At 64.1% G+C, this 23,453-nt stretch carries 20 protein-coding genes; 11 read left to right on the forward strand and 9 right to left on the reverse strand.

Annotation, left to right across the window (positions count from 1 at the left end):
- The first annotated feature begins 20 nt into the window (after positions 1–20).
- The 7 genes from ASILVAE211_RS13295 to ASILVAE211_RS13325 all read left to right on the forward strand — a co-directional run bounded on the left by ASILVAE211_RS13295 (position 21) and on the right by ASILVAE211_RS13325 (position 9,280).
- On the forward strand, positions 21–3,167 hold the full coding sequence (locus tag ASILVAE211_RS13295) for an efflux RND transporter permease subunit (protein ID WP_227321814.1): 3,147 nt from the start codon (positions 21–23) through the stop codon (positions 3,165–3,167).
- 2 nt (positions 3,168–3,169) lie between these two features.
- Positions 3,170–4,597, forward strand: coding sequence for an efflux transporter outer membrane subunit (locus ASILVAE211_RS13300; protein ID WP_227321815.1), 1,428 nt, complete (start codon positions 3,170–3,172; stop codon positions 4,595–4,597).
- Between the two features lie 155 nt (positions 4,598–4,752).
- On the forward strand, positions 4,753–6,069 hold the full coding sequence (locus tag ASILVAE211_RS13305) for an AmpG family muropeptide MFS transporter (RefSeq protein WP_227321816.1): 1,317 nt from the start codon (positions 4,753–4,755) through the stop codon (positions 6,067–6,069).
- Positions 6,069–6,779 (forward strand): CoA transferase subunit A, encoded by a 711-nt coding sequence (locus ASILVAE211_RS13310; protein WP_406566062.1) that lies wholly within the window; start codon positions 6,069–6,071, stop codon positions 6,777–6,779. Before ASILVAE211_RS13305 ends, ASILVAE211_RS13310 begins: the two co-directional genes overlap by 1 nt.
- A 127-nt stretch (positions 6,780–6,906) precedes the next feature.
- Entirely contained in the window at positions 6,907–7,572 is a 666-nt protein-coding gene (locus tag ASILVAE211_RS13315; protein ID WP_227321817.1) for a CoA transferase subunit B, read from the forward strand.
- Between the two features lie 6 nt (positions 7,573–7,578).
- Positions 7,579–7,974, forward strand: a complete 396-nt coding sequence (locus ASILVAE211_RS13320) for an NUDIX hydrolase (RefSeq protein WP_227321818.1) — start codon at positions 7,579–7,581, stop codon at positions 7,972–7,974.
- An 82-nt stretch (positions 7,975–8,056) separates the two neighbouring features.
- Positions 8,057–9,280: an MFS transporter gene (locus ASILVAE211_RS13325; protein WP_227321819.1), complete on the forward strand. Its 1,224-nt coding sequence runs from the start codon at positions 8,057–8,059 to the stop codon at positions 9,278–9,280.
- A gap of 36 nt (positions 9,281–9,316) precedes the next feature.
- Here ASILVAE211_RS13325 and ASILVAE211_RS13330 read toward each other — a convergent pair whose 3' ends face one another.
- From ASILVAE211_RS13330 to ASILVAE211_RS13345, 4 genes are all read right to left on the reverse strand, one after another.
- Entirely contained in the window at positions 9,317–10,543 is a 1,227-nt protein-coding gene (locus ASILVAE211_RS13330; protein WP_227321820.1) for an MFS transporter, read from the reverse strand.
- 127 nt (positions 10,544–10,670) lie between these two features.
- Positions 10,671–11,555 carry an alpha/beta fold hydrolase gene (locus ASILVAE211_RS13335; RefSeq protein WP_227321821.1) on the reverse strand — a complete coding sequence of 295 codons (885 nt, stop codon included), beginning with the start codon at positions 11,553–11,555 and terminating at the stop codon, positions 10,671–10,673.
- Positions 11,556–11,578: 23 nt separating this feature from the next.
- The gene (locus ASILVAE211_RS13340; RefSeq protein ID WP_227321822.1) at positions 11,579–12,193 is read right to left on the reverse strand and encodes a TetR/AcrR family transcriptional regulator; all 615 of its coding nucleotides are present in this window, start codon (positions 12,191–12,193) and stop codon (positions 11,579–11,581) included.
- 91 nt (positions 12,194–12,284) lie between these two features.
- Positions 12,285–12,947 (reverse strand): glutathione S-transferase, encoded by a 663-nt coding sequence (locus tag ASILVAE211_RS13345; protein WP_227321823.1) that lies wholly within the window; start codon positions 12,945–12,947, stop codon positions 12,285–12,287.
- Between the two features lie 186 nt (positions 12,948–13,133).
- Here ASILVAE211_RS13345 and ASILVAE211_RS13350 point away from each other — a divergent pair, with 186 nt between their 5' ends.
- Genes ASILVAE211_RS13350 through ASILVAE211_RS13360 form a run of 3 tightly spaced genes read left to right on the forward strand, consistent with a single transcriptional unit; the run spans position 13,134 to position 16,349 of the window.
- Complete coding sequence (locus tag ASILVAE211_RS13350; RefSeq protein WP_227321824.1) at positions 13,134–13,625, forward strand: MarR family winged helix-turn-helix transcriptional regulator; 492 nt, start codon at positions 13,134–13,136, stop codon at positions 13,623–13,625.
- Between the two features lie 2 nt (positions 13,626–13,627).
- Complete coding sequence (locus ASILVAE211_RS13355) at positions 13,628–14,767, forward strand: HlyD family secretion protein (RefSeq protein WP_227321825.1); 1,140 nt, start codon at positions 13,628–13,630, stop codon at positions 14,765–14,767.
- 16 nt (positions 14,768–14,783) lie between these two features.
- On the forward strand, positions 14,784–16,349 hold the full coding sequence (locus ASILVAE211_RS13360; RefSeq protein ID WP_227321826.1) for a DHA2 family efflux MFS transporter permease subunit: 1,566 nt from the start codon (positions 14,784–14,786) through the stop codon (positions 16,347–16,349).
- Positions 16,350–16,493: 144 nt separating this feature from the next.
- Here ASILVAE211_RS13360 and ASILVAE211_RS13365 read toward each other — a convergent pair whose 3' ends face one another.
- The 5 genes from ASILVAE211_RS13365 to ASILVAE211_RS13385 all read right to left on the reverse strand — a co-directional run bounded on the left by ASILVAE211_RS13365 (position 16,494) and on the right by ASILVAE211_RS13385 (position 21,809).
- Positions 16,494–17,252 carry a GolD/DthD family dehydrogenase gene (locus ASILVAE211_RS13365; RefSeq protein ID WP_227321827.1) on the reverse strand — a complete coding sequence of 253 codons (759 nt, stop codon included), beginning with the start codon at positions 17,250–17,252 and terminating at the stop codon, positions 16,494–16,496.
- Between the two features lie 33 nt (positions 17,253–17,285).
- Entirely contained in the window at positions 17,286–18,083 is a 798-nt protein-coding gene (locus ASILVAE211_RS13370; protein ID WP_227321828.1) for a DeoR/GlpR family DNA-binding transcription regulator, read from the reverse strand.
- 78 nt (positions 18,084–18,161) lie between these two features.
- Positions 18,162–19,190 (reverse strand): substrate-binding domain-containing protein, encoded by a 1,029-nt coding sequence (locus ASILVAE211_RS13375; protein WP_227321829.1) that lies wholly within the window; start codon positions 19,188–19,190, stop codon positions 18,162–18,164.
- 83 nt (positions 19,191–19,273) lie between these two features.
- Positions 19,274–20,278, reverse strand: a complete 1,005-nt coding sequence (locus ASILVAE211_RS13380; RefSeq protein WP_227321830.1) for an ABC transporter permease — start codon at positions 20,276–20,278, stop codon at positions 19,274–19,276.
- Positions 20,265–21,809: a sugar ABC transporter ATP-binding protein gene (locus ASILVAE211_RS13385; RefSeq protein ID WP_227321831.1), complete on the reverse strand. Its 1,545-nt coding sequence runs from the start codon at positions 21,807–21,809 to the stop codon at positions 20,265–20,267. The genes ASILVAE211_RS13380 and ASILVAE211_RS13385 overlap by 14 nt, the downstream gene beginning before the upstream one ends.
- A gap of 303 nt (positions 21,810–22,112) precedes the next feature.
- Between ASILVAE211_RS13385 and ASILVAE211_RS13390 the strand changes: the two genes are divergently transcribed.
- A complete protein-coding gene (locus ASILVAE211_RS13390) occupies positions 22,113–23,351 on the forward strand; it encodes a glycerate kinase type-2 family protein (protein WP_227321996.1) in 1,239 nt (412 codons plus the stop codon).
- Positions 23,352–23,453 lie beyond the last annotated feature (102 nt).

Here is a 23,453-nt window from a genome sequence, read left to right on the forward strand (position 1 = left end):
TCGGGGCGAGATAGAACACCGTGTCACGTTTCTTTATCAATCGCCCAGTCTTCGCCTGGGTCATCGGCATCGTCATTATGATGATGGGTGCCATTTCCATCCTGCAGCTGCCGATTTCGCAGTTCCCCTCCATCGCTCCGCCTGAAATCGCCATCACCGTGACCTATCCCGGCGCTTCCGCCGAGACGGTCGCCGATACCGTCATCCGTCCCATCTTGCAGGACATGACCGGTCTGGACGGCCTGGAATATGTCAATTCCCAGGCCCAGGCCAACGGCACGATGGAAATCGACCTCACCTTCAAGCAGGGCACCAACCCTGACATTGCCCAGGTGCAGGTACAGAACAAGCTGTCGCTGGCCGAGTCCGTCCTGCCGACAGAGGTGACCCAGGAAGGCATTTCGGTCGTCAAGCAGTCGCGCAACTTCTTCCTGATCGTCAGCCTGGTTTCGACCGACGGCAGCATGGATCAGCATGACCTTGCCGACTACATCGCGTCCAACCTGGAAACGCCGCTAACCCAGATTACGGGCGTCGGCAATTACACGCTGTTCGGCTCCGAATATGCCATGCGCATCTGGGTCGATCCCGACAAGCTCTATAAATACGGCCTGACCATCGACGACGTGACGGCGGCCATCACCGCGCAGAACGTCCAGGTCTCCTCGGGCGAATTGGGCGGCCTGCCGGCCACCAAGGGCCAGCGCCTGGATGCGCTCATCGTCGGCCCCAGCCGCTTCACCGATCCCAGCCAGTTCAAGTCCATTCTGCTGAAGGTCGAGACCGACGGCTCCCGCGTGCTGCTGAGCGATGTCGCCGATGTCGAATTGGGCGCGCAGAGCTACAGCGCAACCGCTCTCTATAACAACCATCCGGCTTCCGGTATCGGTCTTCAGCTGACGCCGGGCGCCAACCAGCTTGACGTCGAAAAGGCCGTCAAGACCGAACTGGCCACGCTGCAAACGCGATTCCCGCCGGGAGTCCAGATGACCTACCCGATCGACAGCAAGCCTTACATCACGCTGTCGCTTGAAGACGTTATCAAGACGCTGGCGGAAGCCATCGCCCTTGTCTTCGTCGTTATGCTCATCTTCCTGCAGAACTTCCGCGCGACGCTCATCCCGACCATCGCCGTACCCATCGTGCTGCTCGGCACCTTCGGCGTCCTCAATATCCTCGGCTATTCCATCAATACGCTGACCATGCTGGCCATGGTTCTGGCGGTCGGCCTGCTCGTCGATGATGCGATCGTCGTCGTCGAGAATGTCGAGCGCCTGATGGAGGAAAAGAAACTGTCGCCGCGCGAGGCGGCCATCGCGTCCATGGAGGAAATCTCCGGCGCGCTGGTCGGCATCGCCCTCGTGCTGTCCGCCGTGTTCCTGCCGATGGCTTTCTTCGGCGGCTCCACCGGCGTCATCTACCGCCAGTTCTCCATCACCATCATCTCGGCCATGTCGCTCTCGGTGCTGGTCGCGCTGATCCTGACCCCGGCGCTCTGCGGCACCATCCTGAAACCCCGCCGCAGCGACCCCTTGGTCGGCAATAGCCCTGCCGCCATCTTCAACCGTGGTTTCGAGCGGGCGCGGAAAGGCTATGGCCGCGGCGTCAGCGGCATGATCCGCCGTTCGCCCATCACCATGTTCGTCTTCGCGGCCATCGTCGTCGGCGCCGGCTATCTGTTCACCCATATGCCGTCAGGCTTCCTGCCGAACGAAGATCAGGGTCTTCTGCTCGGCCAGGTGTCCATGCCGGCGGGGGCGACGGCCGAGCAAACCTCGGAACTGCTTCATGACGTGACCGCATGGACGCTGGAGCACGAAAAAGGCACCGTGCAGCTCGTCTTCACCGTCACCGGCTTCAACTTCGCGGGTCGCGCGCAGAATGCCGGCTTCATCGCAATCCGTATGGAAGACTGGTCAAAGCGCACGCGCCCCGACCAGACGCCGGCTGCCGTGGCCATGGCGATCAACCAGCATTTCTTCGGCAATCGCGCAGGACAGGTCTTCGTTCTAGAGCCGCCGGCGGTGCTGGAACTCGGCAATGCCTCCGGCTTCGACTTCGAGTTGCAGGATGCCGGCAATCTCGGCCATGCGGCACTCTATGCCGCCCGCAACCAGCTGCTCGGCATGGCCGCGAAAGACCCGCTGCTGATGGCGACGCGTCCCAACGGCCTGAACGACGCGCCGCAGTACCAGCTCGATATCGACCGCGAAAAGGCTTCGGCCTATGGCGTCTCGATCGCGGCGATCAACGACACCATCCAGGGCGCGCTCGCCTCCGACTACGTCAACCAGTTCATGCGCGGCGGCCGCGTGAAGCAGGTCTATGTCCAGGGTGTCGCCAGCGCCCGCATGCTGCCCTCCGACATCGGCAAATGGTATGTCAACAACAGCAGCGGCGGCATGGTGCCTCTCAGCACCTTCGTCAGCGGCCATTGGGTGACAGGCCCGCAGAAGGTCGAGATCTATAACGGCCTCACCTCCTTCGAGTTCCAGGGTGCGCCTGCGCCAGGTGTGTCTTCGGGTGCGGCGATGGCCGAAATCCAGAAGCTGGTCGCGAAACTGCCCAAGGGCATCACCTTCCAGTGGACGGGCCTCTCCTACGAGCAGGTGCAGGCGGGATCGCAGACCGGGCCGCTTTACGCCATCTCGGTCCTGGTCGTGCTGCTTTGCCTGGCCGCGCTTTATGAAAGCTGGCCCGTGCCTTTCGCGGTGATGCTGGTGGTGCCTTTGGGTCTCATCGGCACCATGGCGGCGACGGCGCTGCGTGGATTGGACAACGACGTCTACTTCCAGGTCGGCATGCTGACGACGGTCGGTCTGGCGGTGAAGAACGCCATTCTGATCGTGGAATTCGCCAAGCATTTCTACGACAGCGGCATGTCCCTGGTGGAATCGGCATTGGAAGCGGCCCGCGAACGTCTGCGACCGATCCTGATGACCTCCATCGCCTTCATCTGCGGCACCTTCCCGCTGGCGATCGCGACGGGGGCCGGTGCTTCCTCCCGCATCGCCATCGGCACCGCCGTCGTCGGCGGCATGCTGTCGGCGACCGTGCTCGCGATCTTCTTCGTGCCCGTCTTCTTCGTCACCGTTCTCGGCCTCTTCCGGGTCAAGCCGCGGCCGATCGAGGGCAAGCATCATCCTATCCCGGCGAAGGAGCATTGAGCATGAGCGTGCGCCGCCTAGGCTTCAGCAGCCTTCTCCTGCTCTCCGTTGCCGGGTGCAGCCTGATCCCGGACTATCACCGTCCCGATAGTTCGGTCGCCCCGACCTGGCCGGCGGGCCCCGCCAGCCAGTCGGCTACCGCAATCGGCGGCGCCAATGCCGCCGATCTTGGCTGGTCGCAGTTCTTCACCGATCCGGTGGCCCAGGACCTCATCCGCCTGGCGCTGGAGAATAACCGTGACCTGCGCGTCGCGGCCCTGAACGTGCAGAGCGCCCAGGCGCAGTACGGGGTGGACCGCGCCAGCCTCTTCCCCGCCATCGACGCCGATGCCGGCTATGAGGCCTCGAAGACGCCGGGCAATATCACTGGCACCAGCGGCCAGTTGAACACCCGCGACTACAGCCTGGGCGCGGAAGCCGTCTCCTGGGAGCTGGACCTGTTCGGCCAGATCCGCAGCAAGGCGAAATCGGCCCGCGAAACCGCCTTCGCGAATGAGCAGACGGTAATCGGCACGCAGCTGACGCTACAGGCCGAGGTCGTCTCCGAATATCTCGCCTGGCTGGCCGACCGGCAGAGCCTGACCGTCGCGCAGGATACCGTGAAAAGCGAGGCGGATTCCGTGCGCCTGACCCAGCTTCTGCTGGCCAACGGCACGGATACGGCGCTGGACGAGGCACAGGCAGAAGTGACGCTGCGCACCGCCCAGGCCAGTGTCGCGCAATATCAGCGCGCCGTGGCGGAAGACATGGACGAGCTGGTGCTGCTGGTCGGCGCGCCGATCCCGGCCGATGTCGAGCAGCGGATGGAGGCCGTGAACGTCCTCTCCTCCGAGCCGACCTTCCCGGCACTTGCGGCCGGCGTTCCGTCCGACCTGCTGACGCGCCGGCCGGACGTCCGCGCGGCGGAACACACGCTGCTCTCCGCCAATGCCAATGTCGGCGCTGCGCGAGCTGCCTTCTTCCCCTCGATCTCTCTGACCGCCAACGGCGGCCGGGCCAGCAATGCGCTGAACGATCTGTTCAGCGCAGGACAAGGCAGCTGGCTGTTCGAGCCGCAGATCACGCTGCCGATCTTCGACGCGGGATCGAACTTCGCCAATCTCGACATCGCGAAAGTCGAAAAGCGGGTGGAGATCGCGGATTACCAGAAGACCATCCAGACCGCCTTCCACGACGTCTCGGATGCCCTGGTGTCGCGCCAGACCTATGCCGACCAGATCGCGGCCCAGCAGGCGCTGGTCGCGGCCGATCAGAAAAACTACGACCTGTCCTCGATGCGCTTCAAGGCCGGGATCGACGCCTATCTGACCGTCCTGGTGGCCGAGGAAAGCCTGTTCAGCGCCAAGCTGAACCTGATCACGCTGCAACTCGCCGAGCAGCAAAACCTCGTCACCCTCTACAAGGCTCTCGGCGGCGGCTGGAAAAGCTGATTCTTTTCCAACCACACCTACAATCGTCGTCCCCGGCTTCATGCCGGGGACCTACCCGCTGCGGCGCCAGGACAACGTCGGGGCGCGACGCTGGGTAGATCCGCGGAACAAGTCCGCGGATGACATCATGGGAGGCCCCATGACACCTTACGCGAATGACCGAATCCGCGATTTCTCCCGCCGAGTCCCGACCGACCTTCGCCGCCATGCTGGCCGACCGCCGGCTATGGCTGATGATCGGTTTCGGCTTCGCCTCCGGCCTGCCGCTGCTGCTGTCCGGCTTCACGCTGCGCTACTGGCTGTCGGAAGGCGGCGTCAGCCTCAAGCTGATCGGCCTGACCGCTGAAATCGGCCTCGCCTATTCCCTGAAATTCCTGTGGTCGCCGGTCTTCGACAATGGCGCGCCGGGATTTCTGCGCGGCCTCGGCCGCCGGCGCGGCTGGCTGATGGCGGTGCAGCCGCTGCTGACATTGTCCTGCCTGCTGATGGTGCTGGCGAGCCCGGCGCAGCCCGCGCTGCTCATCGCCTTCGCCGCCATCCTCGCCTTCTGTTCCGCAAGCCAGGACACCATCATCGATGCCTGGCGTATCGAAACCTTTCCCCAGGCCCGGCAAGGCACGGCGCTGGCCGGCTATGTCTGGGGCTATCGCGCGGCCATGCTGATTTCCGGGTCCGGCGCTATCGCGCTGGTCTCGCACTTAGGCTGGCATGGCGTCTTCGCGACCATGGCGGCGCTGACGCTGGTAGGGCCTGTCGTCACCCTGCTGGCGCGGGAGCCGAAGCAGGACGCGACCGTCGTCCATATGCTGGCGGATCATGTGTCCTTCGCGCAGCGCTTCGCGCGGTCGGTGATCGAGCCCTTGCAGGAATTCCTCACGCGCCGGGGCGCGGTGGTCATCCTGCTGTTCATCGTGCTGTTCCGCCTGGGCGAGGCTTTGGCCGGCACCATGCTGGTGCCGCTCTACCGGCATCTCGGCTTCGACCGCGTGCAGGTCGCCGTCGCCAATGGCCCGATCTCGCTCGCCGCCGTGCTGATCGGCGCGCTGCTGGGCGGGTGGCTGGTGGCGCGCATCGGCACCGGCCGCGCTTTGCTCATCACCGGCTGCTTTCAGACGCTTTGCATGTTCATGTATGTGCTGCTGTCCTATTCGGCCGGGCAGCACCACATTCTGACTGCGACCGCCGTGGTGGAATCCTTCGCCGAAGGCCTGGCCGACGCTGCTTTCCTCACCTACCTCTCCTCCCTCTGTTCCCTGGCCCATACCGCGACCCAATATGCGCTTCTGTCCTCCATCGCGGCGCTGGCTTCCCGCACCGTGGGCGGCCTGTCGGGCTTCATGGTGCCGGCGCTCGGCTGGCACGGCTTCTACATCATGACGGCGCTGGCGACGCTTCCCTCCATCGCGGTGATGGTCTACCTGCTAAGGCACTATCCGCCGGAAAGGCGGGACATCGACGGGAGAGTTGGCTGATGGCCTTGTCCAAAGTTCATGCCTCCGCGACGGAAGCCCTGGCCGGCCTCCTCAAGAACGACATGCTGATCCTGTCCGGCGGCTTTGGCCTCTGCGGTATCCCGAGCGCGCTGATCGCGGCCATCCGTGAGGCCGGCGTGACGGGGCTGACCATCGTTTCCAACAATGCCGGCATCGACGGCGTGGGCCTGGGCGTGCTGCTGGAAACCAAGCAGGTTAAGAAGATGGTCTCGTCCTATGTGGGCGAAAACAAGCTGTTCATGCAGCAGTTTCTGGCCAATGAGCTGGAAATCGAATTCAACCCGCAGGGCACGCTGGCCGAGCGCATCCGCGCCGGCGGCGCGGGCATTCCCGCCTTCTTCACCCGCACCGGCTACGGCACGGCCGTCGCGGAAGGCAAGGAGACGCGGGAATTCGACGGCCATTGGTATGTCATGGAACGCGGCATCTTCGGTGACCTCGCCGTCATTCATGCCTGGAAGGGCGATACCGAGGGCAATCTCATCTACCGCAAGACGGCGCGCAATTTTAACCCGATGATGGCGACAGCGGCGAAAGCGACGGTCGCCGAGGTTGAGGAGCTGCACGAACCCGGCGGCTTCGACCCGGACCATATCATCACGCCCGGCATCTATGTGCAGCGCATCGTGAAACTGGATGCCGTGGACAAGCGGATCGAGCAACGCACCACGCGCAAGCGCGCGGCCTGACGACAGCGACGCCTGCTTTATTATCGTCATGCCCGGCCTAGCCGGCCGCGCTTCATGCCGGGCATCTAGCTAACCGGGTAGATCCACGGACCAAGTCCGTGGATGACAGCAAAACGGGGGTGACACCATGCCTTGGACACGCGACGAAATGGCAGCCCGCGCCGCGCGGGAATTGCAGGACGGTTTCTACGTCAATCTCGGCATCGGCATTCCGACGCTGGTGGCGAATTTCATCCCCGAAGGCATGCAGATCGTTCTGCATAGCGAGAACGGGATGCTCGGCATGGGGCCTTTCCCTTACGAGGGCGAGGAAGATGCAGACCTCATCAATGCCGGCAAGCAGACGGTGACGGAACTGCCGACGACCAGCTTCTTCGACAGTGCCGAAAGCTTTGCCATGATCCGGGGCGGACATATCAACCTGTCCATCCTGGGCGCTTTGCAGGTGGCCGAGAACGGCGACCTTGCGAACTGGATGGTGCCGGGCAAGATGGTGAAGGGCATGGGTGGCGCGATGGACCTCGTCGCCGGGGTCAAGCGCGTTGTCGTGCTGATGGAACATACCGCCAAGGGCGAGGCCAAAATCCTGACCGAATGCACCCTGCCGCTGACCGGCAAGGGCGTGGTGGACCTGATCGTCACCGATCTCTGCGTGTTTGACGTCGGCCGGGCCGCGTCAGGCCGTCCTGGACTGACATTGGTTGATCTGGCGCCGGGCGTGACGGTGGACGAGGTGCGTGAAAAGACCCAGGCATCCTTCACCCTGCATCAGAACCTCGCGCAGGCGGCCTGACGATCCATGTCTCTACCGCGTGTCGGCTGCGGCGCGGCCATTCTGAAGGATGGCCGGCTGTTGCTGGCAAAACGCCGGCGCGCGCCCGAAGCCGGCTGCTGGGGTCTGCTGGGCGGCAAGGTCGATGCTTTCGAGCGCGTGGAGGATGCCGCCGCCCGTGAAATTCTCGAAGAAATCGGCATCAGCATCCGCCCCGAACGCCTGCTATGCGTTGTCAACCAAATTGACCGGGCGGCCGGCGAGCACTGGGTTTCGCCCGTTTTCCTGATCGAAACCTATGACGGCGAGCCTGTCTTGCAGGAGCCGGAAGCGCTGTCAGACCTCGGCTGGTTCGCGCTGGATGACCTGCCGACCCCGCTGACGGAAGCGACCCGGCAGGCGCTGGTAGCGCTCGGTCGCTGACTGTCATTCGCAACGGTCTCCGGAAAAGGCTAGGCTGGGATTTCATGCTCCCGCACTAGCCCCTGTCTCCAGAGACCCTTGAATGACGCATCATCCAATGCCAGCCCGCCACCCGCTGGCAAAGCGTATCGCCCTTATCACCTATGTGGTGACATCCTGGGGGTTTTTCGCCGCCTCCAGCGCGCCGACGCCGCTCTACAGCCTGTATCGCAAGGCCTGGGATTTTTCCCCAGCCGCCTTGACGCTGGTCTTCGGCATCTATGCGCTGGCGCTCCTGGCCGCGCTGCTGGTGACGGGTTCGTTGTCCGACCATCTCGGCCGCCGCCCGGTCATGCTGGGGTCTTTGGCACTTGAAGCCGTCGCCATGCTGGTCTTCGCGGAGGCGTCCGACCTGCGCATGCTGATCGCAGCCCGGCTGCTGCAGGGCCTGGCGAGCGGTGCGGCGGCCAGCGTGGTGCCGGCCGCTGTCCTGGATGTGGGCCATTCCCGCGCCCCGCTGCTCAACAGCCTCACGCCGGTCCTTGGCATGGGCTGCGGCGCGCTCGGCACCAGCTTTCTGGTGACATACGCGCCCTTCCCCCTACGCCTGATCTTTATCCTTCTCCTGCTTCTCTTTTTGCTCCTCGCCGCGATTGTAGCCTGGCTGCCGGAAACCATCAGCCGCCGGGCCGGCGCGCTGGCCTCCCTGGTGCCGAGCATCCGTATTCCCCGCGCCGCGCATCGCATCATGGTCCGGGTCGCACCCGCCAATATCGCGGCCTGGGCCCTGGGCGGATTCTATCTGTCGCTCGGGCCGTCGCTGGCCGCCATGGTCACGGGCAGCCATAGCGTCATCCTAGGCGGCACGGTCGTCTTCACGCTGACGGCGGGCGCGACGCTCGCCATTCTTCTGTTCCGCACCATGACCCCGGCCGTCACGCTGCTGCTGGGTTCAGGCGCGCTGGCGGTGGGGCTGGCCATCACCCTGCTCGGCGTTCATGCGGCTTTGACGGGCATCCTGATCGCCGGAACCTTCTGCTCGGGCATGGGGCTGGGCCTGGTCTTTCAAAGCGCGCTGCGCTCCGTCCTGCCGCAGGCGGAGGCGCATGAGCGCGCCGGCCTCATGGCCGCCTATTTCGTGATGAGCTATCTGGCCTTCAGCATTCCCGCGATGCTGGCCGGAACCCTGGTGCGTCATCTCGGTCTTGAAACCGTGACCGATGCCTATGCCGGCAGCCTGATCCTGCTGGCCGGCATAACGGCTGCCGCCTCCTGGCAGTCCATGCGGCAGCCAGCGAACGTGAAGGTCCATTCCACGCGCCGCTGAAGGCGGCTGCCGCGATATGCTGGATCAACTCAAACGCTAGGTTTCGGCGGGCAGCCGGCGCACGGCGAGGATGAGCGACCCGCCCAGAAGCACCGCACCGGCCGCCAGCACCGTGATCGCCGCAAACAGCCCGAACAGATCGGCGATCACGCCCAGCAAGATGACGGGGATCAAATTGCCCAGATAGCCCGCGATATAGGTGAGCGACACGATGGCGGCCCGCGCCCGCGCCGGGGCGCTGCGATTGCCGATGGCGGCGGAGGCCGAAAAGCCGCCGCCATAGCCCATGCCGGTAAACAGCGCGCCGATGCAGAACAGAACGGCGCTGTCGATCGCCGCCGCCAGCGTCGCCAGAACCAGACCCGTCATCATGAAGACGGCGCCCGCCATCAGCAGCCGGCGCGGCGGCTGGTTGCGGCCGCCCAGCTGCACGCAGCCGGCGACGACCTGAAAGACCGCAACCGTCAGCGCGGCGATGGCCGGATCATGAATACCGGCCAATTGGCGCGCGAAGATCGCGCCCAGCGCCAGGAAGCAGCCGCCGACCATCCAGGCCGTCACCATGCCGGCGCAGGAAATCCAGAAACCGGCGCCGGCCTCGCGGATCATCGCCCCCATCGAGGACTTGGCCTGCGCGGTTGGATGCACAGTCGCGGGTGCCACGTCGTGCGGCACCCAGCGCACCAGAAGCAGGGCCGCGATGGTGATGCTGGCAACGACGATGATGACGACAAAAGACGTCAGCGTCGGCGCGAAGCGTTCTTCCAGCGCCGCCGCCGTGATGACGACGCCACTGGTAATGCCGGCGGTGACGGCGACTGTCGCGACAATGGCGGCACGCACGCGGTCCCGCGCGGGGTCGAGTTCGACCAGGGCCGCCGTCGCCGGGCCGATGATGCAGCCCGTGCCCATGCCGGCGAAGAAACGGCCGATCAGCATGACAGGCACATTGCCTGCCAAGGCCATCAGGATGCCGCCAAGGATGGCGCAGCACAAAGCCACGATCAGCAGCACGCGACGATCCGGAATACGGTCGGAAATACGGCCGAGCAGAAAGAGTGCGGCGACGGTGCCCAGCGAATAGAAGCCGTAAATCACCGTCAGCATCATATGGTTGAGATGCATATGCTGCGCATAGACGCCGTAGATGGGCGAAGGAGCGCTGCTGCCGACCATGGCGATGGCGACCGCCAGGATGACAAAGCATCGTGCCGCCATATAGCGCGGGCCAATGCCCTTCGTCACTCCAGCCTGGGTGATCAAGCGAACCGTTCTTTCCAAGTGCTTCGTTGCTAGAGCATGACTGCGCTAGAAGAGAAAGGGTCTCGCGCACGGCCGCCCTGCAAGGCACCCCGGATGACAGCGCCCGAAACCGCCACCCGAACTTGGTTTACCCAAAGAAACGCAGCAGATGATCGGCCACCGCCTGCGGCTGTTCCTCGGGCAGGAAATGCCCGCAGCGGACCAAACGGGCGCCGGTGACATCGGTGAAATAAGGCTGCAAAGGCGCGGCCATATCGGGAATGGACCCCTGATCCGCGCTCAGCGCCAGGACCGGCACAAGCGACTTGCCCTGTGCCGTCAGGTCGCGGTTCTGCTCGGCCGACAGGGCGGCGGCGCGGTAGAAGGCCAGACCCGCCCGCAAGGCGCCGGGCTGGGTGAAGACGCGCTCATACTCATCCAAATCGGCTTCGCTGAAGGTGAAGGGATCAGCCGCCTTGCGGCGCAGAAACCAATCCAGATAGACGCGCTCGCGGCCCGCGATCAGCAGTTCCGGCAGGTCAGGCACGGCATGGAAGGGAAAATGCCAGGTCCGCCAGGCGCGATCGGGCGCCGTCGGCAGGCTGTCCGGCAAGGTCACGCCCGGAATGCCGGCATCCATCAGCACCAGCTTTCGTACTTCAGAGGCGAAACGCAGCGCATAGGGCAAGGCGACCCAGGCGCCGATATCATGCGCCACCAATCCGTATCCCGTGCGGGAAAGGCCGATTTGCCGCAGCAGGTCATGCACCGTGCCGGCTATTGTCCCGGTATCGTAGCCGTCCATCGGCCTGTCGGAATCGCCCTGGCCCGGCAGGTCTATGGCGATGACGCGAAAGCGCCCCGCCAGCAGCGGCATCACCCGCCGCCACGCGTACCAGCTTTCCGGATAGCCGGCGATCAGGACCAGCGGGTCTGCCCGCTCATCCCCGCCGGCGACATAATGCAGCCGCCGCCCCTGCATCGTTTCAAAGTGATGGCTGAAGCCGTCCGGCGCCGCCGCTCGCTCACGCATGATCCGTCCCATTCTGTCTGTTTTTAGTCGAGGATTTTGAGTGCCGCCGCGATGAAGCCCGCGCGGTTGCGCGGCGGCCTGAGCTTGCCCAACAGCCGAATGCCCTGAAGCAGCGCCAGCAACACATCGGCCGCCGCTGCGACATCGAGATCCGCGCGGACAGAGCCATCCGCCTGCCCCTGGCGCAGCAAATCCCGCAGCCGCGCTTCATTCGCGCCGATGGCCGCCGCCAGCGCGGCGCGCTGATCCGCATCCAGGCCGGAAGCTTCGGCAAGGCTGGCGACCACCAGGCAGCCGCGTTCGCCTTCCGCGCCGCTGGCCGCATCCAGATACAGGTCCAGCAGCGCCGCGATGCGCGCGCGCCCACTCTCCGCGTCCGCCAGCCTCTCCGCGATGGCCGCCAGCCGCTGCGCCTGATAGCGGGCGAAGGCCGCCGCGAAGATGGCCTTCTTGTCCTTGAAGGCCTTGTACAGACTGCCGGCCGTCAGCCCGGTGCCGCGACTGATGATGTCGATGGAGGCCGATTGATAGCCGCGCTCCCGAAAGACCAGCACGGCGCGATCCACCGCCTCGGCCATATCGAAATTGCGCGGCCGCCCGGGGCTGCGCGCGCCAGTGTCATCGATCATCTGCGTCATGGCGGGATATTAAGAAACGATCATTTCCTAATCAAGTCACAAAAAAGGGCGCCGCAGCGCCCTTCCCTGCCAGCCCGGCTTTCGGCCGCGTTTAACGGAGTGTTTCGTATTTCTCGATCTTCCATTCGTCCGGCTCCTCGGCCGCCGCCTTGTACCAGGCATCGACCAGCGGATGCTGGCGCACGGCCTGGCAATAATCCTGGCTGAGCGTCTTGAGCGGCGGCTGATAGGTGAGGAACCGGGCGACGATGGGCGCGAACATGATATCGGCACCGGTGAACCGCTCCCCGAAAAGATAGGGTCCGGCCTGGCCGAACTCGGCCTTGGCTTCCGCCCAGACATGTTCGATGCGCGCGATATCCTCGAGCGCGAATTCCGTCTGGCCCAAACCCGCATAGTCGTCACGGCCCAGATTCATCGGCATGGCCTGGCGCAGCGCGCGAAAGCCGGCATGCATTTCGGCGGCGATGGCCCGCGCCAAAGCCCGCGCCCGGCGCTTCTTGGGCCACAGCGTCTGATCGAATTCCGCGCAATATTCAATGATCGCAAGGCTTTCCCAGATGCGAGCGCCGTTATGCTCCAGATAGGGCACGAGCCCGCTGGGCGACTGCGCCTTCACGCCCTCGGTATTGCCGCCCTGCAACGGGATGACGATTTCGGACACGTCCAGGCCGGCGGCGGCCACGGGCAGCCAGCCCCGCATGGACCAGGAGGAATAGCGTCGCGAGCCGATAACAAGCCGACCGTCACTCATGAATATCCACTCCGCTCTTGCAGCATCAGACTCATCATCGACGGCGGCAGGGGGCAAGGGCCGGCAGCGCATGGCCCTCCCCCTCTCTCCGTCTGTCTTGCTTATGTCATTCATATCATCGTTGCGAGAGCGCTCATAACCGCGCCGCATCTATCGTTATAATAACGGGCGTTATAATATCTCGGGATGGCCAATTACCCCCACGAGGAGGATCTCCTCTTCCTCATCGGCGATACCGCGCGGCTGGTCGGCGTCTATGCCGACCGCATCGCGCGGACGCGCGGCATGTCCAAGGCACAGTGGGTTCTGCTCATCAAGCTCGCCCAGAATCCGGGCCTGTCCCAGAAAGACCTCGCGCAGATGATGGCGGTGGAGCCGATCACGGTCGGCCGCCTGGTCGACCGGCTGGAAAATTCGGGATTGGTGGAACGCCTGCCGGACGAGCAGGATCGCCGCATCTGGCGGTTGCAGCTTCTGCCCGCCGCCGAACCCGTTCTGGCAGAGCTGGCCGAGCGCCGCCGCGAAATCGTCACGCTAATCAGCGAAGGTATTGATGCCGCAACGCTGGCGACCATGCAGGCCGGCATGGCACGGGTCAAAGCGAATATTTCACACGCGCTGAAGGGCGGCGACGGCGCAGCCCAAGCCATAACCAATAGCACCAAAGCAGCAGTCTGAGCATGAACCAGATTTCGACGCGCGATCGTACCACCGCCGATGCCGGTGACGCCCGGAAGCCCGAAAGCAGCGCCCCGCCGCCGGCACAGTCCATCCCGGCCAAGCCCGCCCGCCGCAAGCGCAGCGTCCTGCGCCCCATCCTGATGCTGGGCGGCATCGCCGTCGTCATCGTCGGCTGCGGCTATGTCTGGCTGACCGGCGGCCGCTATATTTCGACCGACGACGCCTATGTGCAGGCGGCCGAGACCAATGCCACCACAGATGTATCGGGTCTGGTGTCTGAGGTTCTGGTTCATGAGGGCCAGCATGTGACCGCCGGCCAGGTTCTGTTCCACCTGGGCGAGCATCATTTCCAGATCATGCTGGATGGTGCGAAGGCCAAATTGGCGCAGACCGCCGAAACATTGAACGCATCCAAGGAAGACTATCAGCGCATGCTGAAGGACGTGGATACGGCCCAGGCCCAGGTGCAGCAGGATCAGGCGGATTTCGGCCGCTATGCCTCGCTCATCCATAGCGGCGGCGTGACGCGCGCCGAATATGACGACGCCCATTTCAAGCTGATGGCTGACCAGTCGCGCCTGGAATCCTTGCAGGAACAAGCGAAGACGCAGCTCGCCAAACTGGGCGGCGATATCACAACCCCGGTCGATCAGCTGCCGGACTATCTCAGCGCCCAGGCCGATGTCGCGGAAGCGCAGCGCCAGCTTGACCACACCATTGTCCGCGCGCCCTTCAACGGCATCGTGACGAATGTGGAAAACCTCCAGCGCGGCCAGTATCTGACCGCCTCGGCGGCGGCCTTCGGCATCGTCTCGACCGACGACGTCTTCGTCACCGCGCAGTTCAAGGAAACCCAGCTGACCAATGTGCGGACGGGCCAGGATGTGACGATTGCGGTGGACGCCTATCCGGGTGCGAAATGGACCGGCAAGGTGGAAAGCATTTCCCCGGCCTCCGGCAGCCAGTTCTCCCTGCTGCCGGCGGAGAATTCCTCCGGCAACTGGGTGAAGGTCGTGCAGCGCATTCCGATGCGCGTGCAGATCACCGGCGGTCCGAAGGATCTGGTTCTGCGCGCGGGCATGAGCGTCGAGGTTTCGGTCGACACCCATCACGAACGCCACCTGTCCGATCTCTGGTAAGCGGAAAGCGCCGTCGATGTCCGCCGCGACCTCCGCCATTCCGCTGCATGAGCGCATAACGCCGGCCACGCGGACCATCATCACCATCTGCGTCATGCTGGCGACGCTGATGCAGGCGCTGGACAGCACCATCGCCAATGTCGCCCTGCCCTATATGCAAGGCACGCTGTCGGCCAATTCCGACCAGATCAACTGGGTGCTGACCTCCTATGTCGTCGCCGCCGCCATCATGACGGCGCCGGTCGGCTGGATGAGCGCACGCTTCGGCACCAAAAACGTGCTGTTCATCAGCCTGATCGGCTTCACCGTCACCTCCATGCTCTGCGGCATCGCCGGCAGCATCGGCGAAATGGTGTTGTTCCGCTTCCTGCAAGGCGTGTTCGGCGCGGCCCTGGTGCCGCTGTCGCAGTCGATCCTGCTCAATATCTATCCGATCGAAAAGCGCGGCAGCGCCATGTCGATCTGGGGCATGGGCGTGATGCTGGGGCCTATTCTGGGCCCGACGCTGGGCGGCTATCTGACCGACCTCTACAACTGGCGCTATGTCTTCTTCGTCAATCTGCCCTTCGGCATTCTGGCGACGGTCGGCGTTCTCATCTTCATGATGAAGGATGACGACAAGCCGGTGCCGCGTTTCGACTGGACCGGCTTTGCCATCCTCGGCATCGCGCTGACGGGCTTGCAGCTGGCGCTGGACCGGGGCGAGACCAAGGACTGGTTCGGCTCGAACGAGGTCATCTGCGAGAGCATCATCGCCGCTCTCGGCTTCTATCTTTTCACCGTCCATATGCTGACCTCTGACAAGCCGCTGCTGCCCAAAGGCATCTTCACGGATCGCAATATGCTCAGCGCCATCCTGATGATGTTTCTGGTCGGGCTGGTGCTGCTGTCGAGCTCCGCCCTGCTCGCCCCATACTTGCAGCGCCTGTCAGGCTATTCCGTGCGCTCGGCCGGCCTGGAAATGGCCCCTCGCGGCTTCGGCACCATGGCGGCGATGATGATTTGCGGACGCCTTGGCACCAAGGTCGATGTGCGATTGCAGATGTTCGTCGGCATCGTGCTGCTGCTGCTGTCGCTGTATTGGATGACGCTGTGGACGCCGGACGTGTCCAGCAGCTGGATCATCACCGTCATCGTCGTGCAGGGTTTCGGCATCGGCGCGGTGTTCATGCCCTTGCAGATGATCGCCTTCGCGACGCTGAACCCGGCTTTGCGCGGCGATGGCGCAGCGGCGATGAGCCTGACGCGCAATATCGGCATGGCCATCGGCACCTCCGTCAGCTCGGCCATCGTGACGCAGATGTCGCAATACGAACATGCGGTGCTGAGCTGGTTCGTGACGCCCTTCGCCCATCCCTTCACCGGCAATGCGATGCGGATGCTGGACCCGACGACGGCGCTGGGCGCACAGCAGATGGACCAGATGATCCAGCGCCAGGCCAGCATCATCGGCTATGGCGATGCCTTCATGGCGCTGCTAATCAGTTCCGCGCCCTGCCTGCTGCTGCTGTTTCTGATGCGCAAGCCGAAGGCGCAACCCAAGCCCGCCGAGCCCGGCGAGGCGCATGTGGCGATGGATTGACGCCGCAACTACAAAAGCGATGAGGCCAAAAAATCGTCATCCCGGGGCCTGTCCCGGGGATCTACCCGTCTAGGCGCCGAAACGCCGTCATGGCGCCCAGGCGGGTAGATGCGCGGGTCAAGCCCGCGCATGACTAATGGGTGATCAAACCACCGTATAGCCGCCGTCGATGACGAGGTTTTCGCCATTGATCAGCCCGGCCGCGGCGCTCGCCAGATACAGCACGGCATGGGCGATTTCCTCGACCTCCCCGAAACGGCCGACCGGGATCTTGGCGCGGAAGGCGATACCCTTCTCACCGGCCCAGACTTCACGGCCCATGGCGGTATTGACGACAGTCGGCGAAATCGTATTGGCGGTGATGCCGTGCGGCCCCCATTCCAGCGCCAGCACCTTCGACATGGCGATGACGCCCGCCTTGCTGGCCGTATAGGCGATATGGCCTTCCAGGGCGACGATCGCCGCCTGGGAGGCCAGGCTGATGATGCGGCCATAGTTGCGGCCGATCATGTGCTTGCCCGTCGCCTGCGCGAACAGAAAGGCCGCGCGCAGATTGATGGCGAAAGTCGCGTCCCACTGCCCGACCGTCAGATCGGTCGCCAGCGCAATCGGCGCGATGCCGACATTATTGACCAGGATATCGATGCGGCCATTCTCACCCGCAATCTCATCCACCGCCGCATGGACGGCGGCATCGTCCCGCACATCGACGGCCAGGCCGTAGCTGCCATTGCCTAAGCCCTCGGCGATGTCACCCACTTGCGGATTTTGGTCGACGATGACGATGCGCGCGCCCTGCTCGGCCAGCATGGTGGAAATGGCGAGGCCGATGCCCTGCGCGCCGCCGGTGACGATGGCGACCTGGCCCGACAGATCATAGGCTTTGGCGAAATTGGAGGTCATGTTTCTGATCCTGGTGAGGGATGGGACATTGCGTCAGCTCGCTTGCAGATCGGCGAGTTTGATCTGCAGCTTCGTCTCCCGCAACTTTTCCAGATCGGGGCCGGACAGGCCGCGATCGGTAATGATGGTGTCGAAATCGGAGACATCGCCGAAGCGATGCAGGGCCGTCACACCGAATTTCTGGCTATTGGCCATCAGCACGCGCTCGGTCGCGACGGAGGCCATGGCCAGCTTGATCTTCGCGACGTCTTCTTCCGAGTGATAGAGCGTATTCTCCCAGATGCTCTGAGCGGAAATGAACGCCATATTGGCCCGCAGGCCGCGAATGGCCTGTTCGCAGACCAGGCCGAAGAAGGCATGGAAATGCTCGTAATAGGTGCCACCCAGGCAGATCACGGTCTTGCCGGGGTCACCGCGCAGCCGCTCCAGGGGGCCCAGACCGTTGGTGATGACGGTGAGCGGCGAAATGGGCGCCAATTGTTCCGCCAAAAAGGTCGAGGTGCTGGAATCATCCAGCGCGATGATCTGGCCCGGCTGCACAAGCTCGGCCGCCAGCCGCGCGATGGCGCGCTTTTCGGGTGTGGCGATGGTGCCGCGCTGGGCGAAGTCGGTTTCCACCAGCGTGAAGGACTGCACGCGGGCGCCGCCATGAACCTTGCGGACGAAACCCAGTTCCGACAGCGCATCCAGATCGCGATGCACCGTCATGCGGCTGACGCCGAAGCGCTCCGCCAGTTCATCGACCTGGGCTGCCGTCTCTTGCAGAAGGTAATTCAGAATGCGCTGGCGCCGTCCATCGACCCCGCGCACCTTCTGACTGTCATCTCCCATGGGGCTCAGGCTCCAAAAGGGGCAAAGCGGCCCGGCTCATCAGCATGAGCCGGGCGCCTCTACAGTCTGCGGCAGGTGTTACTGGTTGCCGTAGTTGCCGGACGCCAGGTTGGCGTTGATCAGCGCCGGCAGCGTCTTCAGAAAGCCGTTAAAGTCGCCGTACATCTGCGTGTAGTAGTGATCGACATTCGCCTTGGTCAGTTCCGGCATGATGAACATGGCGGTGGCCGGAACCGGCTTGCCCTGAACATGGTTGATGGCGACCTGCTCGGCCATGCCGAGTTCCAGCGGGCCATCCTGCAGGTTGCTTTCCAGCTCGGTGCCGTCGCGCACGGCGCGCATGCCGTCCTTGATGCCATCCGTGCCGGTGACCGGGATCTTGCCGGCCAGACCCTTTTCCTTCAGCGCCTGAATCGCGCCGATGGCCATGTCGTCATTCTCGGCGATGATGCCATCGATCTTGCTGCCGTAGCGCGACAGCCAATCCTGCGTGATGCTGTAGGCCTGATTACGCGCCCAGTTGCCGGGCTGGATGGCCAGCACCGTCACATTCGGGTTCTGCGCCAGAACCTGCTTGATGCCCTTGGTGCGGTCGATTTCACCGGACTGGCCCAGCGGCCCCTGGAGCACGACGACATTGCCCTTGCTGCCCAGCGCCGTCATCATGTGCTTCGCCTCGTTCGCGCCGGCCATCACGTCATCCGGGCCGACATAGGAGGTGAGGTACGGCGTCGCGTCGGGGCTTGCCGTCAGGTTGGTGACGATGACGGCGATGCCGGCTTCCTTGGCGGCCTTGATCTGCGGCGTCAGCGTCGCGGAATTCACCGGCGCCACCACAATCGCATCGACCTTTCGGTTGATGAACTGCTGGAACTGCGAAATCTGGGCGTTCACGTCCATGCCGGCGCTGTTCCACAGCAGGGTCGCGTTATTGGCCTTAGCCACCGCTTCCACGCCGCGCTTGCCGAGCGAGATGAAGGAGGACATGTCATAGACGGTGAAGCCGATGACCGGGTTCTTCGCGTCCGCGAAAGCCGGGGCGGCGCCGGCGGTGCCGACCGAGAGGGCCACGCCCGCCAGAAGAATCTTCAGAAATTTGGACGACATTTCTCAATCCCTTTTGTGTAGTCGTTTTTTTAAACGCCGCCGCCTTCAGGCGACGGCGCAGGCAAGGCACGTCCCCTTCAGGCTCAGTCGTCGCCGCGGTTCATGACGCTGTCGACGAAGACGGCGCCGATGATGATCAGGCCTTTGACGATGAGCTGGTAGAAGGGCGAAACGTTGATGATGTTGAGGCCGTTATCCAGCACCCCGATGATCAGGAAGCCGAAGACGGTGCCGATGATGGAGCCGCGGCCGCCGGCCAGGCTGATGCCGCCGATGACGGCAGCCGCGATGGCGTTCAGCTCGTAACCCGTGCCGTTGGTGGCAATGCCGGCGGTCGCACGCGCGGCCAGGATGACACCGGCGACACCGGCCAGAAAGCCCGAGATGGTATAGACCAGAAAGCGATTGCTGCGGAGGCTGACGCCCGCCACGCGCGCCGCCTGCGGATTGCCGCCGACCGCATAGATATGCATGCCGAATTTGGTGCGGGCCAGAATGATCCAGGCCAGCACGACGACGACGATCATCACCGCCACCGGAATGGAGAGGCCGAAGACCTTGCCGCTCAGCGCCAGGAACTGATCGGACAGGCCCGAAATCGGCTGGCCGTCGCTGGCGACGAAAGCAAGGCCCGAGGCGACCGTCATATTGCCGAGTGTGGCCACGAAAGGCGGCACGCGGGCGAAGGCCACCAGCGCGCCGTTGAAGGCGCCGATGGCGGTGCCGGCGGCGATGCCGAGGATGACGGCCTCGGTGCAGGTCAGCACGCCGTCATCCTGCGCAAACAGCGCGCCAACGACACCGGACAGGCCGACGATGCTGCCGACGGAGAGATCGATACCGCCGGTCAGGATGACGAATGTCGCGCCCGTCGCCAGCAGCGCATTGGCCGCCACCTGGATCAGGATGACGTTCATATTGGAGAAGGTCAGGAAGGTATGGTTGGAAATGGCCAGCGTCACCAGGAACACGGCCAGGATGATCACCAGCGCATAGCGCAGCGCGAAGCGGCCGATCTGCCGGGGTGACGGCAGGCCTTTCGGCTCCGCCGCATTGGCAACCGCTGGGGTGATGCTATTGCTTGCCATTGGATGACCTTCCCATCGCCAGACGCAGGATCGCTTCCTGTTCCAGCTCGTTCTTCTTCAATTCACCCATGATCGCTCCTTCGCGGATGACGAGCACACGGTGACTGAGGTTGATAAGTTCCGGCATGTCGGAGGATGCTAGCAGAACCGCCACACCCTGCGCCGCCAGATCGTTGATCAGCCGATAGAGTTCGCTGCGGGCGCCGACATCGATGCCGCGCGTCGGCTCATCCAGAATGAGCAGGCGCGGCGTGCCGGTGACGAGCCAGCGGGCCAGCGCCACCTTCTGCTGATTGCCACCCGAAAGATGGCCGACCTTCTGGCCCAGCGTCGCATAGGCAACCTTGGTGCGCTTCAGAACATCCAATGCCTGCGTGCGGCGCTTGCCGTTTTCCAGCAAACCGCCCGGCGTCACGAAGGAATTCAGATGCGGCAGGGTGACATTATCGATGATCGACAGCGAGGTCAGGATGCCGGAAATCTTGCGATCTTCCGGCACCATGGCGATGCCGCACTTGATCGATTCCTTCATATGGCCCAGCGGCAGATCGCGGCCGTCCAGGCGCAGAGAGCCGGTGGCCTTGCGCATGCCGTAGATGGCTTCCAGCATTTCGGACCGGCCAGCGCCGACAAGCCCGCCGAGGCCCAGAATTTCGCCCGCCTTGACCGTGAAGGAGACCGAAGACTTATAGCCCTTCACGGCAAGATTGCTGACTTCCAGAACCGGCTTGTCGCTTTCCAGAATCTGGCGATCGGGAAAGAGTTCGGTGATTTCGCGCCCGACCATATCGGCGATTATGGCGCGTTCGGTCAGCGTTGAGGTCGGGGCATGACGAATGATGGCGCCGTCACGCATGATGGCGACGGTGTCCGAAATCGCCTCGATCTCTTCCATGCGATGGCTGGTATAAAGAATGCAGACGCCGTCCGCGCGCAGGCGGCGGATGACGCGAAACAGCTGTTCCACCTCCCGCCCGCTGAGCGAGGATGTCGGCTCATCCATCAGGATGATCTTGGCCTGGCGCGATGTCGCTTTCAGGATTTCGATCATCTGCGTGGTCGCGACATTGAGGCGCTTCATCGGCAGGTTCGGGTCAACCGACAGGCCGACGCCTTCCATCATCGCCGCCGCTTCCTCGATCATCTGGCGGCGGCGCAGCAGGCCGAAGCCCGACTTCTCCCGCCCGATCATCAGATTCTGCCACACCTTCATATCGGGAATGGGGGCGAGTTCCTGCGGAATGATGGAGACGCCAAGTCCTTGGGCGTGGCGCGCATCGAAGCGGCGAATGCCCTCGCCGAACAGCGACAGATGGCCGCTATCGGGCGTCACCTGGCCCGAAATGATCTTGAACAGCGTCGATTTGCCGGCGCCGTTTTCCCCGGCCAGCACATTCACGGTACCGCGCAGGAAGCGCGCCGAGATATCGCGCAGAACCGGCACGCCTTCATAGGATTTGGTCAGGCTGCTGCAATCGACAGCGATATCGCCGGCGGCTTGCGGCATGTCCGCAATTGCTGCCGCGCTCACGCGCAATGCTCCGCAAGGCCAAGGCTTTTGCCTTCGGCTGTCATCGTTTCCTCCTTGGAATCTCTGTCGGATTCCATGCGGCCATTCAAAATATGAACCGTCTCTTGCGACATCCATATCATATCTTGCCCGGAAGACAACTCCATCCGCACAAAATGTCGCAGAGTTATGGGAGCAATGTCTCAATTGCTGCCTCAAGCCTCGGTGCTTCTCGTGACCGTCGAACCGGTGCAAGCTGGGGCCTTAATCTTGCTTTTGGCCTAAGGACAGACCGTGACGGATGATGAGACGCTTCTGCGGCAGATGTTTCAGGCGGCGATAGACTCGGCCTCGCCATCGCATACCTTGCCGGCCCATCTGCCCGCGCCGCCCCGGGGCCGCACCATCGTGGTCGGCGCCGGCAAGGCGGCCGCCAGCATGGCGCAGGCCGTAGAACGCGCCTGGCCGCAGGATAAGCCCATGAGCGGATTGGTCGTGACCCGCTACGGCCATGGCGTCGGGCCGCTGGACCGGATCGAGGTGGTGGAGGCCAGCCATCCCGTGCCGGACGCGGCGGGAGAGGCCGCCGCTTTGCGGATTCTGGATCTGGTGCGCGGCCTGACGCCGGATGATCTGGTGCTTTGCCTGATTTCCGGCGGCGGATCGGCTTTGCTGGCCGCCCCCCTGCCTGGCGTGACGCTGGCCGACAAGCAGGCCATCAATCGCGCGCTGCTGCGCTCGGGCGCCGCCATCGAGGAGATGAACTGCGTCCGCAAGCATCTGTCGGCCGTCAAAGGCGGCCGGCTGGCACAGGCCGCCGCCCCCGCGCCGCTGGTGACGCTGGTGATTTCCGACGTGCCGGGGGATGACCCTTCCGTCATCGCGTCCGGCCCTACGGTGGGCGACGCCACCACCCAGGCGGATGCGCGGGCCGTGCTGGCGCGCTACGGGATCGACCTGCCGCCTGCCGTTGCGGCCGTGCTGGCAAACGCACGTTACGAACCGCCCAAACCGGGTGACGTCGCCTTCGCGCATGCCGAGACAAGGATGATCGCGACACCCCAGGCTGCCTTGGAAGCGGCAGCCACTGTGGCGCGCGCCGCCGGCATCACGCCCGTCATTCTGGGTGACGCCATCGAAGGCGAGTCCCGCGAGGTTGGCCGCGTCATGGCCGGGATCGCCTTGCAGGCGGCGCGTCACGGCCAGCCGGCGGGCGCGCCCTGCGTGCTGCTGTCAGGCGGGGAGACGACGGTGACGGTGCGCGGGTCAGGCCGTGGCGGCCGGAATGTGGAGTTTCTGCTCGCCCTCGCTATCGCCCTTAAAGGCAGCGCCGGTATCTCTGCGATTGCGGGCGATACCGATGGCGTGGACGGCGCCGAGGAGATCGCCGGGGCCGTCATCGGCCCCGGGACACTCGCCAAGGCCCTAAAACTCGCCCTGTCGCCGCAAGCGGCGCTCGACGGCAATGACGGTCATGGGTTTTTCGAGGCGCTCGGTACCCAGGTCGTCACCGGCCCGACGCTGACGAATGTGAACGATTTCCGCGCCATCCTGATCCGATAGGGTGTGTCAGGTTTTGACTGAAACACCGTCATACCCGCGCAAGCGGGTATCTTCTGGGTCAGGTGCCGCCAGGATGAGAAGATTCCCGCTTTCGCGGGAATG

Source organism: Acidisoma silvae, assembly GCF_020618775.1.
Classification (GTDB): Bacteria; Pseudomonadota; Alphaproteobacteria; order Acetobacterales; family Acetobacteraceae; genus Acidisoma; species Acidisoma silvae.

Coding starts and splice junctions, on each gene's coding strand:
- ASILVAE211_RS13300 (WP_227321815.1), top strand. CDS start 3,170: ATGAGCGTGCGCCGCCTAGGCTTCAGCAGCCTTCTCCTGCTCTCCGTT.
- ASILVAE211_RS13305 (WP_227321816.1), top strand. CDS start 4,753: ATGACCGAATCCGCGATTTCTCCCGCCGAGTCCCGACCGACCTTCGCC.
- ASILVAE211_RS13310 (WP_406566062.1), top strand. CDS start 6,069: ATGGCCTTGTCCAAAGTTCATGCCTCCGCGACGGAAGCCCTGGCCGGC.
- ASILVAE211_RS13315 (WP_227321817.1), top strand. CDS start 6,907: ATGCCTTGGACACGCGACGAAATGGCAGCCCGCGCCGCGCGGGAATTG.
- ASILVAE211_RS13320 (WP_227321818.1), top strand. CDS start 7,579: ATGTCTCTACCGCGTGTCGGCTGCGGCGCGGCCATTCTGAAGGATGGC.
- ASILVAE211_RS13325 (WP_227321819.1), top strand. CDS start 8,057: ATGACGCATCATCCAATGCCAGCCCGCCACCCGCTGGCAAAGCGTATC.
- ASILVAE211_RS13335 (WP_227321821.1), bottom strand. CDS start 11,555: ATGCGTGAGCGAGCGGCGGCGCCGGACGGCTTCAGCCATCACTTTGAA.
- ASILVAE211_RS13340 (WP_227321822.1), bottom strand. CDS start 12,193: ATGACGCAGATGATCGATGACACTGGCGCGCGCAGCCCCGGGCGGCCG.
- ASILVAE211_RS13345 (WP_227321823.1), bottom strand. CDS start 12,947: ATGAGTGACGGTCGGCTTGTTATCGGCTCGCGACGCTATTCCTCCTGG.
- ASILVAE211_RS13350 (WP_227321824.1), top strand. CDS start 13,134: ATGGCCAATTACCCCCACGAGGAGGATCTCCTCTTCCTCATCGGCGAT.
- ASILVAE211_RS13355 (WP_227321825.1), top strand. CDS start 13,628: ATGAACCAGATTTCGACGCGCGATCGTACCACCGCCGATGCCGGTGAC.
- ASILVAE211_RS13360 (WP_227321826.1), top strand. CDS start 14,784: ATGTCCGCCGCGACCTCCGCCATTCCGCTGCATGAGCGCATAACGCCG.
- ASILVAE211_RS13365 (WP_227321827.1), bottom strand. CDS start 17,252: ATGACCTCCAATTTCGCCAAAGCCTATGATCTGTCGGGCCAGGTCGCC.
- ASILVAE211_RS13370 (WP_227321828.1), bottom strand. CDS start 18,083: ATGGGAGATGACAGTCAGAAGGTGCGCGGGGTCGATGGACGGCGCCAG.
- ASILVAE211_RS13375 (WP_227321829.1), bottom strand. CDS start 19,190: ATGTCGTCCAAATTTCTGAAGATTCTTCTGGCGGGCGTGGCCCTCTCG.
- ASILVAE211_RS13380 (WP_227321830.1), bottom strand. CDS start 20,278: ATGGCAAGCAATAGCATCACCCCAGCGGTTGCCAATGCGGCGGAGCCG.
- ASILVAE211_RS13390 (WP_227321996.1), top strand. CDS start 22,113: ATGTTTCAGGCGGCGATAGACTCGGCCTCGCCATCGCATACCTTGCCG.